The organism is Candidatus Thiodictyon syntrophicum (genome assembly GCF_002813775.1).
Classification (GTDB): domain Bacteria; phylum Pseudomonadota; class Gammaproteobacteria; order Chromatiales; family Chromatiaceae; genus Thiodictyon; species Thiodictyon syntrophicum.
On the sequence record NZ_CP020370.1, the window covers coordinates 303,760 to 317,224 of the forward strand.

Below are 13,465 nucleotides of genomic sequence, written 5' to 3' on the forward strand. Positions count from 1 at the left end.
TGGGTCCATGCGATGCTAACGAAGATCGGCGAGACGCAGTGCCCACTCTGTGCAGGCCGCAATCAGGGATGGCGGGGCATCCGCGAGCGGTCGGTGTTGCGTGCAATGGTCCGCAAGCACTTCGGCAGGCTTGGCGCGGGAATGCCCTTTCTTCATTTGGTTATAGGCCGTGGTTTCATCGACTGGCAGGCCGCTCAGGTACCCGATCCAGGTCTCGATGGGCAAAGTGCCAATGCGCCCGGTCTTCGCAGAGTACGACCGCGCGGACCTGTCTACTCATCGAAGACCCAACCCCGCTCGACCAGGTGATCCATCGACACGCCCGCGGCGCCGGTGCCCGGTGCGATTCGGCGTACCCGCGTCGGTGCCGGCGGGCCGTCGCGGTCGATCCAATACCCGGCGTCGTGGGCGAGCCGGTTGATCGGCCGGGGATGGTGGGAGATCAGGATGCCCTGCTGGGGTGGCTCGGCGCAGCGCTCGTCGAAGCGATCCAACCAAGGGCCGATCTCAGGCAGCGCCAGGAAGTTCTCGGGCTCATCGATGCAGAGGGTGGCACCGCCGTCCGGCAGGCAGTGGATCAGTGTATAGAGTGCGATCGAGGCCCGCTCGCCATCGGAGAGGTCGCCAAGGCGCCAGGCCATCCGCCGGCCGTCCGGTCCCTGCGACGGTCCGGGTCGTGGGAGATCGTCAGCGCATAACGGAAGACGTGGGCGTCGTCCCGCACCATGTCGAGCTCGAAGCGCTGCTCGAACCGCGTTTCCCAGGCCGTCAGGTCCGCGGAAGTGAAGCAGTCGTCGATGCGCGCCCCATCGACCACCAGGCGGCGCAGGCGCTCCAGCAGGTCGAAGAGCGTGGACTTGCCGGCGCCGTTCGGCCCCAGCAGCAGGACGATCCGCCCCAGGCTCAACTCGAAATTGACCAGACAGCGGAAGTTGTCGGCGCGGCAATGGACACCAGCCGCAGGCGCAGTTTGCACCGCTCCGTCAAAGACGTATCATATGTCCCATGTACACCATCGTCGAGACTCCGATCTTTGGCGCGGACGCTAGGGATATCTGGTCCGAGGACGAGCGCGGCGAGTTCTGCGCCTGGCTTGCGGCAAGCCCGCACGCTGGAGACCCGATTCCCGGCTCCGGCGGTTGCCGCAAGGTCCGCTGGGCACGCGCGGGTACTGGCAAGCGCGGGGGAGTCAGGGTGATATATTTCAACCGGCTGGAAAGCGGCGTGATTTACCTGCTGGTGATCTACGCCAAGGCGGTGCGCGGGGATATCCCGGCGCATATGCTAAAGGCCATCCAAGAGTCGATCCAATATGGCAACCGATGACAGCATGACCGGCGAGGAACTGGGAGAGAAGCTACTGGAATCGATCCGCCAGATGAACGCTGGCCTCGGGACTGTGGTGTATTCGCCGATCATCGCTACCCGTCGGCAATCCGGCCTGTCGCAGGCGCAATTCGCCGCGCTCATGGGCGTGTCGGTGCGCACGCTGCAAGAGTGGGAGCAAGGTCGACGCCAGCCGAGCGGTGCCGCCAAGACCCTGCTCAAGGTGGTCGAGCGGCACCCCGAGGTGCTGCGGGAATTGGCCGCGGCCTGACGGCCCCCGCGATTCCCGGGCAGTGGCTCGGAGGAGACGGCACCGCGGCGCGATGATCCCGAGAGCCTATCGCACCACGGGCCTTGATCATCGTGCCGGCCGCCGCCCGGACGGAGTCCAAGGCTTCAGCCTTGGATGGGCAAGACCAAGGCTGAAGCCTTGGACTCCAGAAGCGCACCGCTGGCCGGAACGATGATCAAGGCCGCACTACGCTTGGATCGACCGGCGTCCGTGGGATACTGTCCGGTGGAGCGAGGTCGATGCTCGGCAACCGGTCCGTGGGAATCGCCCGGAAATGCCCATCGAGATGGCCGGATCGTCGAAGACGGGGAAATCGGGCCGGGCTCATTTACGGGGCCGTGCGGGGAGATGAGCCTCGCCCCTTGGCGCAGTTTGGCCCGGCCTCTTTTCCCCTGCGGCCCTTTGCCGCTCGGAAACCGTGGTCTGTCCCAGGTATTCTGTCTCAGGTATTCGCCCGGTATTCGCGTTGGTAGGAAAGCAATCGATGCTAACGAAGATCGGCGAGACGCAGTGCCCACTCTGTGCAGGCCGCAATCAGGGATGGCGGGGCATCCGCGAGCGGCCGGTGTTGGGTGCAATGGTCCGCAAGCACTACGGCAGGCTTGGCGCGGGAATGCCCTTTCTTCAATTGGTTATAGGCCGTGGTTTCATCGACCGGCAGGCCGCTCAGGTACCCGACCCAGGTCTCAATGTTGCGGCATGGTACGAAGATCGCGACATGCTCTGTCGGTTGGCGCTGGTTAGCCGCTTCCAAAGCCTTGATGCGCGTCTCGACACCCTGCCGATCGCCGTCGATGATGACGATGAGACAGATACGCTCACTGGCCTTGCGTCGGTAGGTGCGTAATTCCCCTGGGAACGTGTCGCGAACCCACTGCTCGGCCGCACCTTTGGCGGTCGGCGCGATGCCCGAGGCCAGTTGCCGTTCGTTCCAACCACAAGCGACCAGAAAGGCGCGGGCAAAGTGCCAATGCGCCCGGTCTTCGCAGAGTACGACCGCGCGGACCTGTCTACTCATCGAAGACCCACCCCCGCTCGACCAATTGATCCATCGACACGCCCGCGGCGCCGGTGCCCGGTTCGATTCGGCGTACCCGCGTCGGTGCCAGCGGGCCGTCGCGGTCGATCCAATACCCGGCGTCGCGGGCGAGCAGGTTGATCGGCCGGGGATGGTGAGAGATCAGGATGCCTTGCTGAGGCGGCTCGGCGCAGCGCTCGTCGAAGCGATCCAACCAAGGGCCGATCTCCGGCAGCGCCAGGAAGTTCTCGGGCTCATCAATGCACAGGGTGGCGCCGTCGTCCGGCAGGCAGTGGATCAGCGTATAGAGTGCGATCAAGGCCCGCTCGTCATCGGAGAGGTCGCCAAGGCGCCAGGCCATCCGCCGGCCGTCCGGTCCCTGCATCGTCGCCTCCAGGAGTTTGGCCTCGCCCGACTGGCGCAGGCGCAACACGTCGAAGCCAGGCAGAACCTCACGTAGCGCCGTATTCAGGGCCATCACCGCGCCGGGTTGCTCCTGACTCAGCCAGCGGTACCAGGACGCGAAGTTGCCGAGCCGTGGGTCCGGGCGTGTGACCTCTTCGCGGGTCTCGCCGCCGATCAGCATCGGGTTCGGCCGCACGACCAGCAGGCTCCCGAGGCGACGGCGAAACCAGGTGAGTTGCGTGTTGTCCGGGCGCTCGGGGAGCGCGCCAACGCCGGAGCGAGACCAGTCGAACAGGTACTCCCCGCCGGCGCTTCCGTCGTCCCGGAACAGCCGGGCGCGTGCCTCAGACCCATCCACCGCGAACTCGAACAGGGCCTGCCCGTCGAGATGCAGGGTTTCCCGTTCGATGCGTACCCAGGCTCAACTCGAAATTGACCAGACAGCGGAAGTTGTCGGCGTACAGGCGGCTCAGCATGGTCAGGATATCCGATGAATCGGCGGGGTATGGCAACGCGGCGACAGGGGCCACCGCTGGCCCCGTTATAGTCGCACGAAGGGCGAGGGCCTGCCCAAGTGGACTGCTGGCCCGCGGCTGTCGGCGGCTGACCTATTCAGCGCTTGAACGACGAGTTTCGTAGGGTGGATAAGCGTAGCGCATCCAACATCGGCCCCGAGGCCGGCGCGATACTGGCTGCGGTCACCCAGATTTGGAGTTGCTGGAAAGGGTGGCGCCACGCCACCCCCGGCCTTCTGTGCCACTTGACTTCAAACCCCAGTCCAGACGATGCTGTCGCAAATACCCCATGAGTGAGCTTGACGACAGCTTCGCGAAACTGCTTGCCAGACAGCCAACGGACGCGGAACGGCAACGGCTGTACCAGGTCCGGGATGCCCTCGGCCTGAAGAACAACGGTGCCCTGTGGTTGGTCTTGATGGCCCTGGAACACTGGGCAGCAAGAGCCGCTCCCGGCGAAGATCGCGCAGGCGGCCAAGGACACCTTGACGGGGTTCAAGGCGGCCGCGGAAGCTACGGCGACCGCGGCGGCGCAAGCAGCCAAGGCGGACCTTGCCGCGGCGGTGGCGACGGCGGCTCACCGGGTCGCGGATCAGGTGGCCGGCACCCGAGAACTGCGCTGGGGGGTGGGTCTGTCCCTGGCTCTGGCGGTGCTGATCGCGTGCGCGCTGGGGTTCGGGATCTATACATTGAGCGCGTCGGCCGGGCCTCGGGCTTGGTGGAGGGGTACGCGGCGGCTCGGGACGAGACGGCGGCGGCCTGGGCGAACACTCCGCAGGGGAAGGCGGCCTACCAGCTTGCGCAGGCCGGAAGCATCGACACCCTGACGCGGTGCGATCTGCCGGGTTGGCGGATCGAGCAAGGCGGGCGCTACCCGGACCAAGCGCCTGGGGGTAAACTCTACGGCTGGCGGCTCAAGCCAGAACCTCATGACAAAGCTCAACCACAACAGAGATCGTCTTCGGTACATTGACAACTGTTGCCGGGAAATGGAAATCGATGCAAGAAGAGCAGCTCCCCTTGTATTTGAGACCGTAGAAGGAATCCCAACTAAACCCCACGTATTTGAACAAGTAAAATCGGTTTCTCCGAAACAGGCAAGGTCAGCAGCAGGTTGGGTGAGTCCCAATAAAGCGGCAAGTTCGCTCAAGACGCCATCTATGGCGCTAGCCTCTCGTACCAGTTTTTCAAAATTCAAGAGCCGCGTCGGAGCACTCGGACCATGTGCAAACGAGGACATTCATGTCTATGCTTGTTCAGTAATGGCGCACGTCATGACCTACCGCAATACAACACGGGTTTCTGAATTGATAGGTGCAATGCCAAAGTCTTTCCGCCGCAGGGACCTAATCGACTGGTTTGAGCGGTACATTCCACTGAAGATCGCATACGCGACTGGGAAAGTGACTTACATCTCAAAAGCAGCAAGTGACGAGTGGAAGCAATTTGTCGAAGGATTCGAGGCAACGTGGAAAAAAGCAATCGACACTCCCTTTTGGTTTGTGCAGTGAAAACGGATGGGGTCAGGTTTTGACTATAGCAACACCGAATAATTTGAGTAAATAAGGTAGGCCAAGATGGGAGAAATCCGGCAGCCGAACTCCGATCTATCCGCCGATTTTTCCGCGGACGCTATAGACAGCACTTTGGCTAACACTGAGACCCTGCTTGACGAGAAGAGACGCACTCATCCTCCCCGAGTCAAAGGTGACCGAATACTGCGGTACAGAATAGCCCGCATTATGGAAAAGCGGCATTGCACGGAAGAAGAAGCCGCAGTAATTGTACAATCTCAAAACAAAACAAAATTCACTTCCACAATACAACCGAAGCGTAGCGCTTGGGCTCAGAAGAAGAAGCCCATTACATATATCACTGACGGGCAAGTTGTAACAAGCATAGTCTCTGGTGGCGGCGGCCCGGGGTCTGGCAAGAGAAAATAGAGCTTGGCGCGGTAACGAAAATGGGAACAGAAAAGCGCCTAACTCAATTAGGAATCCTGCAAATGGCCTAACCTTCGATCAAAGAGCGAGCGTACGCTGCCTTGGCTTCAAGTTAGGTGGCGCAAGTTGCTCTACAATGTCAGGAATAATAAGCGATGAAGCCAACACAGTTCTGGAAGAACTTCAAACTCGGAGAAGAACTTGCCGTTTCCGGCACCCTTATCTACAATGGAATGCGTCGATTTCATGAAATGCGGAAGCTAGATCATACGGACGAAGTTTTTGAGGTTCTTTACAATTTGTCCGTTGGTTTCGAGCGGCTTCTGAAAATCGCTGTTATTCTGCTAGAGCACAATGATTCAATCGATCAGGATGATCTGGAAAAGTCTTTGATAACGCACAGCCATCTTGATCTTCTGAATCGAGTTAAGAAGCATGTTCCGGTAAACCTCGACTCACCACATAATGATTTGCTCAATTTGCTAGGGACGTTCTACAAATCCCTCAGATATGAGCGATTCATGCTCTCATCGGTTTATGACTCAAGTAGAGAAGTGGAAGCGCTTTGCGCCTTCTTGAGCAAACACCTTACGATTGATCTTCAACGCAAAGTGCTTTTTCTGGGTAGACAAAATGACGACAGATATCGCCGATTTATGCGGAAGACAGTCCTAAAGATCTCCAAGGCCGTTTTTGACGTTGTGAAAACGCGTGCCAGAGCATCAAACCTCTATACCGATGAGCTACGCTCAGGATCAAAAGCAGAGACAGTATTTCTTGGAGAGATTGATATTTCTCACGAAGATGTACTCTGGAAAGAGCTTCTTTTATTCTTTATGAACACTAAATCCACATCTAGATATCTCGATTTTCTGCGAGGAGTTCCGCCGCTTGATTTCGACCCAGAACGCGCAAGTGACTACCTTGACTGCTTCCAATCCGATGCGGCTAAGGCTTTTGTTATGGGAGAACTCGAGGAACATTACGAAGAATTGGGGGAGAAAGGCAACCGTCTTGAACTGATGGGGGTCATCGGTGCTCCGAATGTTTTCTTCGACTCAATGGAAGACGAAGAGGATATTAGGGATAATGATGAAAATTGAAGTATCAAGGGGAACAAGGACTCCATTTCTTTAACGCACTTTCCCAAGACATCAAGGAAGCTCGAACTGCGGCGGTGCGCCTCGGCCGATTCATTGATCCAACATTGGAAACGAAAAGGAGCTAGGCGGGAGTTGGAATAGGAAAAAGGGCTAGGCTTAATTATGAACTAAGAAAGATCACCTAACCTAGCTCAAAAGCGAGCGCGCGCCTCGTGAACCCACCCCGGTCATGTGGCCCCTTGCGAGGTCTGCCCCCGGCGTCGTGCGTCCGGCTTCTTCGTCGCTGGCCCCGGCGTCGGCTCCAAGGCCAACGCGTAAACAGGGACAGACCACGGTTTCCCGTGCCAATAGAGAGAATCCGTTGTCTGGCTCCAGTTTCCCCCCACTTTCCCCGCCCCAGTTTCCCTTACAGTCTCGGTTTCCAGCGTTGGCTGGCAACTAGATTTCCGTTCTTGAAAGTATAAGTGAGAGTTTTCTTAACGGTTGGATTGATTAGACCATCATTAGGACCAGCAACCAACGCGGTGGCCTTGATCATAACTCCGCCCACCCCCGTCACGCCGCCACCAGCGTCAGCGCCGGGCGCGTGACCGGTCGCGGTCGCCGCCGCCGCGCTGGCGGCGGCAGACCGACGTGCGCCAGCACGTGGTCAAACAGCGCCGGGTGAGCCCGCCCGAAGAAGCGTTCGGCGGCGGTGGTGCCATCGGGGCGGCGGACATAATAGTTGTGCATGGCCGTCAGGGCCGCCAGCTTGCGGTCACTGAGGCGGTGACTGCCGTGATGATAAAGCGACAGGTGGCCGTTGCGCCCTTCCACACAAGAGCTACTGCGCTGGAACAGATCGGCGCAACCGCCGGCGACCGCCTCGATCTGTGCGCGGCGCGTGGGCGCCAGGGCCTGCAGCGGATGCGTCGGCTGGCGCAAGGGTTCGAGCAACTGTGCGCTCAGCGCCGTGAGTCGATGGCGGGTGTCGGCGTGGCTGCTGCGCCCCGCCACCCGCGCCAGGTAGAGGGCCGGAATCAACTGGGTCAGAACCGCCTGCTCCACGTCGGGCGCCAGGTCCAGGGCGTCGACCCGGGTCTGGACGCGCGCCCAGAAGAACGCCAGGGTGGCCAACCACGGCACGGTCAGGCGCTGCGCCTTGGCGAGGTGTGCGCGGGCGCGTGCGGGCAAGTCGGCCGCGTCGGCGAGGTGTGCAAGGCGTGCCCAGACGTCGGCGAAGCGGGCGGCGACCTGCGCCACGGATTGCACCTGTCCGCTCACGAGGTCGTACGGGTGATACAGCAGGCCCAGTTCACGGATCTGCTCACGGGCTTGCGTTTGGCGTGTCAGGGCCTGGGTCTGCTCGGCTTCGGCCGCGACCAGTTCAGTTAAGGCCGCGTCGCTGCGGGCCGCGAAGGCCGGTGGTCGGCCGCGCGGATGAGGGACTTGCGCGTCATACGCCCGTTGCGCGGCCTGCGCCGCGTCCAGCGGCGCCTGGGCCGCCGCGACGGCGGCGCTGGCCTGTCTGACCTGGCGGTCCAGGTGCAGACTGGTCCCCTTGGACACCTCATACTGAGCATGGAACAGGTCCGGGGAATGCTGGGCGCCGAGGTCTTGCTCGTGGTGGTGCCGTAACGCCTTGGCTTCATCACTGGTGCCTTGGATGACGGTCACCGGCATCCCCGCCAGCGCCGTCTCCAGGGCCTGCGTCCAGGTCGCCGCCGTGCGATCGGGCGCGTACTGTTCCAGCAGAATGAAATTCGACACCGGCTCAATGGCGACCAGGCAGACGTCGGGGTGAAAGGTTTCATCCTCAGCGACCGTCAACTCCTGCGGCGGCATGCCGACAGCGAGGGCGACCCGCTGTTCCTGCGCCTGTTTGGCCACGGCCTCCTGCACCTGCACCGTCAGCGCATACTGGCTGCCATAGGAGGCCCCGACGAGCGCCGACAAGCCGCTCAGCTCCAGGAACTCACACACCATCCGCACCCCGGCGCCGGCCCGCAGGGTGATGATCAGATGCATCACCACGACCAGTTGGTGCAGCCACTGCGCCCCCGCCGGGGTCGCCAGGCACGCCGCCACCTCCACCGGCAACCCCGCCAACGGCGCCGCCGCGCGCCAGCCGCGCAACGTGCTGCGCGCCACCCCCAACTCCGCCGCCACCTGCCGCAGCGGGTGTCCCTGCGCCAACTGGCCAGCGGCGCGCCCGCATTGCTCCGCCCGCTCCAAGCGGGTGCAGTGCTTCACCGTGCACCGCCGCGCGCCGGCCAGGCACGGCCGGGTGGCGAATGCCTGGCATCTGGGCTAAAGTCAGTGGCGGCAGGACCTTCGGACATTGTTGACTACCCCGGGTTAGTTTGCACTTCCAAGGGTATGAAAATTCGGAGGTCCTGCCAACCTCCCCGACACCGATGACCGAGTTCAGTGCTTGGTCTTGGGCGGATTTATGATCAAGGCCCAACGCGGTCACCACTATTTTTCCTCCGCTTATTGCTAATGACTGTATTTCTGTTCGATCCCCAAGATAATGACCCAACGTCCCTTTGTTGCCTGCGATTAAAGCAACCAAATACGTGAATCTCCCCGATCCTCCTGTATTGTTTACTATTATTGCTGCCCCATCATTAATGCCGTCCCCAGTGAGATCGCCAAATGCTGTATTCGGTACTTCGGTATAACCCTCATTATAGCTCGAATCCTGTTCCGCGGCTCCATTGGTAGCTTTCGCTTCCGTTTCAGCATCTTCTTCTATGCCAAGCAGCGATAAAGGGTTATTGAAATCTTTTTCAGTAATCGGTCCTGACCGCCTCACGCTTGACTTGGGGCGTGAGTTGCTCCCCGTGGCGGTCGAAGTGAGCTCGCCTATCCGGCTAGTGAACGCATCTGCCACGCAGCGGCGCGTGTCACGGCGTGAGCCGCAGTCGTTGCGGACTCTCAGCCAGGCGATTTGCTCAGCCTTGAGGTTCTGACGCCGATCTTTTGGAATGCTGTTCCGCAACGAGGCATACAGATCGGCCATTTGTCGGTCGAGTGTCGCAAGGTCGGCGTCTTTACAGATAAGTCGCTCTACCGTTTGAGTGGCTTTGGCGCAGTCGAAGCTTGGACCGGCGGCATGAACCTTGCCCGCGATGCAAACAAGTAATGATCCGGCGATGGCAGGTAACGAGCGATTCATGGATGGCTCCGGTTCATGGAAAAACACGATAGGCTCACTGCGATTCCGCGGCGCCAGACCTAACACCAAACACTTATCATGGTGAAGACTAACTCCGCGGGACGCTGTTCGTCATGTCCGGCTTGGGCTTACAACTTTATCTAGTATCATCCCCGTCTCGCACTGATGTCCGAGCCTCTTCACACCGTCACCCGCTCTCCAGACCCGAACTATGATTTTCTCCTGGTTATTTGCTCTGGGAAGCCCTAAAACAGTAGTCTGCACCAGATTTCTGCCCAGCCTCTGTTCTGGGTTTGCGTGGCGGAAACCGGAACAGCTTCTCCCCAGACTGCGCCTGACGCTTAAGGATGTCGTCGAAGATCGCATTGGGATCGTGTCCGAATTCTGCCGCGTAGGCTTCGCGCAGGGCACGGGTTTCGACGACGATGGGGTCTTGCCACATCGGTTAGTCCTCCATTAACTCGGTTGGGGTGCAGATGATTGGCGGCTCGACCCCGTGCGAACGGCAAACGGTTTCGATCTTCGAGCGTAAGCTGGCATTGGCAATATGTGAGCAGTTCCATGTCAGCAGATAGTCGACGGCGTTTACCGCAGCAATGGCAATGTGATAGGCGTCGATCTCGGCCTGACTGGGGAGCGCGCCCTCGGCGACGAGGGCGAGACCGAGCGCTCTGACCTCCTCGGTTGCTTCCAGCTTGGGAATGCGCGCAATCGCGTCGAGCCGACGCGTTGCGGCTTCTGGGTGCCCTTTGCTCGCCTCGGCAACGACGAAGGATGAAACGAAGACCTCGAACTGATTGCGCCGACCATCCCACCAGTCCGTCGTCGCAACCTGGTTTGCCGCCGTCCGGAGGTCGTTACTCGGGCGCGCGGTCAGGTAGCTGATCACTGAGGTTTCAATGTAGACCTTGGGTTTGGACATGTCGCGGTTGCTCGGGGTTCCGGCGGGGTTCCGGGGACAGTATACCTAACCCCTTGGCTTGATCGAGCGTCCGCCTTCAGGCTGATCGCAGACCGATGCAAGCAGGACGCAGGTGTCCGCTCCGGGTCGGCTCCGGTAAGTCAAAAGCCGTCTCTTGATATGCGTGACGACCCGATGCATTTCTGCGCACTTTAACTTCGCCTTCTTGGGGTGCCCGTGGAGTCGGACGTCCTGCCGGGCCAGTGCCCGGGGCTCCCTGAGCAGCGGGAAGTTGCGCAGTCGTCGTTTCAGCGCCCGTGGCTTGATGCGACCGGGGACGGCCCCGCCGCCGCCGTCACCGACGGTTCAACGAGGTCAGGTCTCGGTCCACCGCACCCGCTCGGCCTCGACCCCCCGCTGCGCCAGTCCGCGGCGCAGGCGCGTGAGCAGCGGGGCGGGGCCGGCGAGATAGTAGCGCGCGTCCCCGAGGTCCGCGGCGCTGGGGTCCCGGGCCGCGGCCAGTTCGGCGAGCAGGTCCTCCGGGGTCTCGTGCGGCAGCGCCCGGTACCCGAAGTTGTCCAGCGACTCCTTGAGCGCCCGCGCCCAGTGCGCCTGGTGGTGGCCCTCCGGCTGGGTGGTACCCCACCACAGTTGCAGTGAATCGAGACGGTCGATGGAGACGGCGTGTTCGATCATGCTCTTGAGCGGGGCGATGCCGTCGCCGAGCGCAATGAAGACGGCCGGGTCCGGTGACTCCTCGTCCAGCACGCAGTCCCCCCAGGGGCCTTCCACGAGGATCGGGTCCCCGGGCCGCAGGTCCGCGAAGACGGCCGTGGCGAAGGGGTCCGGGCCGCGGCGCACGAAGAACCAGAGGCTGCGCCCGTCACAGGGGCAGTTGGCGAGTGGGAGTTCGCGGCTGGCACCGTTGTCCAGGGTGAGCCGGACCCGCTGGCCGGCCATGAAACGCAGGGTCTGGGAGCGCGGGGTCTGGAGATTGAGGCTCACGAGGTCCGGGCCGAGCGCCTCGCGCCGGCGCAGCCCGGCGCGGATCTCCTGGCGGGGCAGGTCGTCCGCGCTGCGCGCCTCCACCGCCTCCAGGACCAGGTCGGAGACGGCCGTCCAGGAACACGCGAGGATGTAGCCCTGCGCCCGCTCGCGCTCGCCGAGCACGTAGTCGTGCCGGTGGATCGGGGCGACCTCACCGCTTACCACCCGCGCCCGGCACTGGCCGCAGGTGCCGCTCGCACAGCCGTAGCTCAGGTGGACCCCGGCGCGGACCGCCGCGTCGAGGATGGACTCCTTGCCCTCGACGAAGAAGTCGTGACCGCTCGGGAGCAGGCGGACGTTGGCGGCCATGATCCGCAGGACATTGTCGAGCGCGAAGAGGCGCGCGGCGGGGTCATCGGGCGCCAGGCTCCGGGACTCGCGGCGTGCCGCGGCCAGCCAGTCGCGCAGCGACTCAAGGTCCCGAAACGGGGCGGACGCCGACGCATCGGACGCGAGGGCGGCGAGCCCGGCCTGCACCTGATCGAGCAAGGCCTCCGCCGCCGCCAGGGCCGAGCGCTTGGCCACCAGGGCGTCGCTCAGGCCCCGCAGGCGCCCGACCAGGACCTCGGGGGACGGCAGGGCCGCGTCGAGATGCCGGCTCGGCAGGGCCAGGGCCTTGATCCGGTCGACCCGTGCGAGGGCGCCCTCGCGCTCGAGCACCAGGTCCGGGTAGAGCTTGAGCAGCTCGCGCACGGCCACGCTCCCCTCGAAGGTCGGCAGGTCACCCTGGCGGATGCGCCGCTGGATCTCGGCGCGGGTCACCCCGGCGAGTCGGGCCGCACGGGACAGGCTGAGTGCATTCATGGCTGGGCTCCCCACCGGCCGCGCCGGGTCAATGGTCCACCGATACCGTCCCGAGGGACTGTGCGAGCATTCCGAACCGCCATCGTACCCCATCGTGGAGCGCGCGGGGCGGACGATCGCTTGCCGACACGAAGCGCAGGCTTGCCTTCATCCCCGATAATCAGATGATCGCCGGTACCGGCGTTACGGATGATCGCGGCTGGTTTTGCCGCGCTGTTGTTGAGCGTCTTAACCCCGGTTCCGGTCGTGCTGCTTTCACCGGGCACGCCGACGTTTTTCACGCTGAAGCCATGCAGAGGCGGATAATCCTTTTCCTTGCGGAGGCTGCCAGATGTTGCCGAGCTGTTTTCGTCGGTCGGTACTGGTATTGCAGGCTGTCGCCCTGGCGGCGCTGGCAACATCCGTGGCGCTTGCGCAGACAGGGGGCGAAGATGGCCCGTGCGAGGCCTCGCGGGCGTCCATGCCGGCCGTCATCGGGTGGGCGGAGAACGTGCGCCTCACGGCACTGGGTATAGAACAGGCGGCGCTTATGGATACCGGCGCCAGCCTCGGCGCGCTCGATGCCGCTATTATGCGGATCAGCGGTGGCGATACGCCGGGCACTCCCGAACGCGTCGTGTTCGCCATTACTGACGGCAAGGGCGGGACCGTTGTCGTGCAGCGTGATATCGTCGCTTGGATCAGGATCAAGAACAAAGGCGCGGCTGGTACGACGCGGCGGCCGGTGGTCATGATGGAGATCTGTCTCGCCGGCAAGACGATCACCGAGCGCATGACGCTGACCGACCGTCGGGCCTTTTCCTACCCGATCCTGGTCGGCCGCAATTTTCTCCGCGCCGGGCGCTTCCTGGTCGATGCGGATACGCGTTACACGCAGGCCCCGCGGTGCCGCGGTTTACCCTGAGAGTCGCGCAGCGACGCGGTGGGAGCGGCTTCAGCCGCGACGGGGTT

13 protein-coding genes and 1 pseudogene are annotated in these 13,465 nt (G+C 62.4%); 5 read left to right on the plus strand and 9 right to left on the minus strand.

Translation table 11 applies throughout. The features are described 5' to 3' along the window. Positions 1-272 precede the first annotated feature (272 nt). Positions 273-641: an AAA family ATPase gene (locus THSYN_RS35135; RefSeq protein ID WP_216644659.1), complete on the minus strand. Its 369-nt coding sequence runs from the start codon at positions 639-641 to the stop codon at positions 273-275. Continuing rightward, entirely contained in the window at positions 578-976 is a 399-nt protein-coding gene (locus THSYN_RS35140; protein WP_216644660.1) for an ATP-binding cassette domain-containing protein, read from the minus strand. Before THSYN_RS35140 ends, THSYN_RS35135 begins: the two co-directional genes overlap by 64 nt. A gap of 29 nt (positions 977-1,005) precedes the next feature. Between THSYN_RS35140 and THSYN_RS01275 the strand changes: the two genes are divergently transcribed. After that, a complete protein-coding gene (locus THSYN_RS01275) occupies positions 1,006-1,326 on the plus strand; it encodes a type II toxin-antitoxin system RelE/ParE family toxin (protein WP_100917535.1) in 321 nt (106 codons plus the stop codon). Continuing rightward, positions 1,313-1,597 (plus strand): helix-turn-helix domain-containing protein, encoded by a 285-nt coding sequence (locus THSYN_RS01280; protein ID WP_100917536.1) that lies wholly within the window; start codon positions 1,313-1,315, stop codon positions 1,595-1,597. The genes THSYN_RS01275 and THSYN_RS01280 overlap by 14 nt, the downstream gene beginning before the upstream one ends. A 508-nt stretch (positions 1,598-2,105) precedes the next feature. Here THSYN_RS01280 and THSYN_RS01285 read toward each other — a convergent pair. Together THSYN_RS01285 and THSYN_RS01290 are read right to left on the minus strand one after the other, a co-directional pair. After that, entirely contained in the window at positions 2,106-2,636 is a 531-nt protein-coding gene (locus THSYN_RS01285) for a hypothetical protein (protein ID WP_100917537.1), read from the minus strand. Next, positions 2,629-3,399: an AAA family ATPase gene (locus tag THSYN_RS01290; RefSeq protein ID WP_100917538.1), complete on the minus strand. Its 771-nt coding sequence runs from the start codon at positions 3,397-3,399 to the stop codon at positions 2,629-2,631. Before THSYN_RS01290 ends, THSYN_RS01285 begins: the two co-directional genes overlap by 8 nt. A 1,146-nt stretch (positions 3,400-4,545) precedes the next feature. Between THSYN_RS01290 and THSYN_RS33310 the strand changes: the two genes are divergently transcribed. Beyond that, positions 4,546-5,067: a hypothetical protein gene (locus THSYN_RS33310; protein WP_157817388.1), complete on the plus strand. Its 522-nt coding sequence runs from the start codon at positions 4,546-4,548 to the stop codon at positions 5,065-5,067. Positions 5,068-5,654: 587 nt separating this feature from the next. Beyond that, positions 5,655-6,602 carry a hypothetical protein gene (locus tag THSYN_RS01305; protein ID WP_100917540.1) on the plus strand — a complete coding sequence of 316 codons (948 nt, stop codon included), beginning with the start codon at positions 5,655-5,657 and terminating at the stop codon, positions 6,600-6,602. Positions 6,603-7,157: 555 nt separating this feature from the next. Here the strand turns inward: THSYN_RS01305 and THSYN_RS01310 are convergent. The 5 genes and pseudogenes from THSYN_RS01310 to THSYN_RS01330 all read right to left on the minus strand — a co-directional run bounded on the left by THSYN_RS01310 (position 7,158) and on the right by THSYN_RS01330 (position 12,514). Then, a complete protein-coding gene (locus tag THSYN_RS01310) occupies positions 7,158-8,834 on the minus strand; it encodes a DUF6399 domain-containing protein (RefSeq protein WP_100917541.1) in 1,677 nt (558 codons plus the stop codon). A gap of 679 nt (positions 8,835-9,513) precedes the next feature. After that, a pseudogene (locus THSYN_RS37125) lies at positions 9,514-9,762 on the minus strand (lysozyme inhibitor LprI family protein); the annotation flags it as partial. A gap of 226 nt (positions 9,763-9,988) precedes the next feature. Next, positions 9,989-10,204 carry a hypothetical protein gene (locus THSYN_RS01320; RefSeq protein ID WP_100917543.1) on the minus strand — a complete coding sequence of 72 codons (216 nt, stop codon included), beginning with the start codon at positions 10,202-10,204 and terminating at the stop codon, positions 9,989-9,991. 3 nt (positions 10,205-10,207) lie between these two features. Further along, entirely contained in the window at positions 10,208-10,684 is a 477-nt protein-coding gene (locus THSYN_RS01325) for a type II toxin-antitoxin system VapC family toxin (RefSeq protein WP_100917544.1), read from the minus strand. 354 nt (positions 10,685-11,038) lie between these two features. Then, a complete protein-coding gene (locus THSYN_RS01330) occupies positions 11,039-12,514 on the minus strand; it encodes a 2Fe-2S iron-sulfur cluster-binding protein (RefSeq protein WP_100917545.1) in 1,476 nt (491 codons plus the stop codon). A gap of 331 nt (positions 12,515-12,845) precedes the next feature. On the opposite strand from THSYN_RS01330, the gene THSYN_RS01335 reads away from it, so the two are divergent. Next, entirely contained in the window at positions 12,846-13,418 is a 573-nt protein-coding gene (locus THSYN_RS01335) for an ATP-dependent zinc protease family protein (protein ID WP_100917546.1), read from the plus strand. The last annotated feature ends 47 nt before the right edge of the window (positions 13,419-13,465 follow it).

What these genes read in the sequence shown, in the direction of transcription:
- THSYN_RS35135 (WP_216644659.1), bottom strand. Translation starts at nt 641, where the DNA reads ATGGCCTGGCGCCTTGGCGACCTCTCCGATGGCGAGCGGGCCTCGATC.
- THSYN_RS01275 (WP_100917535.1), top strand. Translation starts at nt 1,006, where the DNA reads ATGTACACCATCGTCGAGACTCCGATCTTTGGCGCGGACGCTAGGGAT.
- THSYN_RS01280 (WP_100917536.1), top strand. Translation starts at nt 1,313, where the DNA reads ATGGCAACCGATGACAGCATGACCGGCGAGGAACTGGGAGAGAAGCTA.
- THSYN_RS01285 (WP_100917537.1), bottom strand. Translation starts at nt 2,636, where the DNA reads ATGAGTAGACAGGTCCGCGCGGTCGTACTCTGCGAAGACCGGGCGCAT.
- THSYN_RS33310 (WP_157817388.1), top strand. Translation starts at nt 4,546, where the DNA reads ATGGAAATCGATGCAAGAAGAGCAGCTCCCCTTGTATTTGAGACCGTA.
- THSYN_RS01305 (WP_100917540.1), top strand. Translation starts at nt 5,655, where the DNA reads ATGAAGCCAACACAGTTCTGGAAGAACTTCAAACTCGGAGAAGAACTT.
- THSYN_RS01320 (WP_100917543.1), bottom strand. Translation starts at nt 10,204, where the DNA reads ATGTGGCAAGACCCCATCGTCGTCGAAACCCGTGCCCTGCGCGAAGCC.
- THSYN_RS01325 (WP_100917544.1), bottom strand. Translation starts at nt 10,684, where the DNA reads ATGTCCAAACCCAAGGTCTACATTGAAACCTCAGTGATCAGCTACCTG.
- THSYN_RS01330 (WP_100917545.1), bottom strand. Translation starts at nt 12,514, where the DNA reads ATGAATGCACTCAGCCTGTCCCGTGCGGCCCGACTCGCCGGGGTGACC.
- THSYN_RS01335 (WP_100917546.1), top strand. Translation starts at nt 12,846, where the DNA reads ATGTTGCCGAGCTGTTTTCGTCGGTCGGTACTGGTATTGCAGGCTGTC.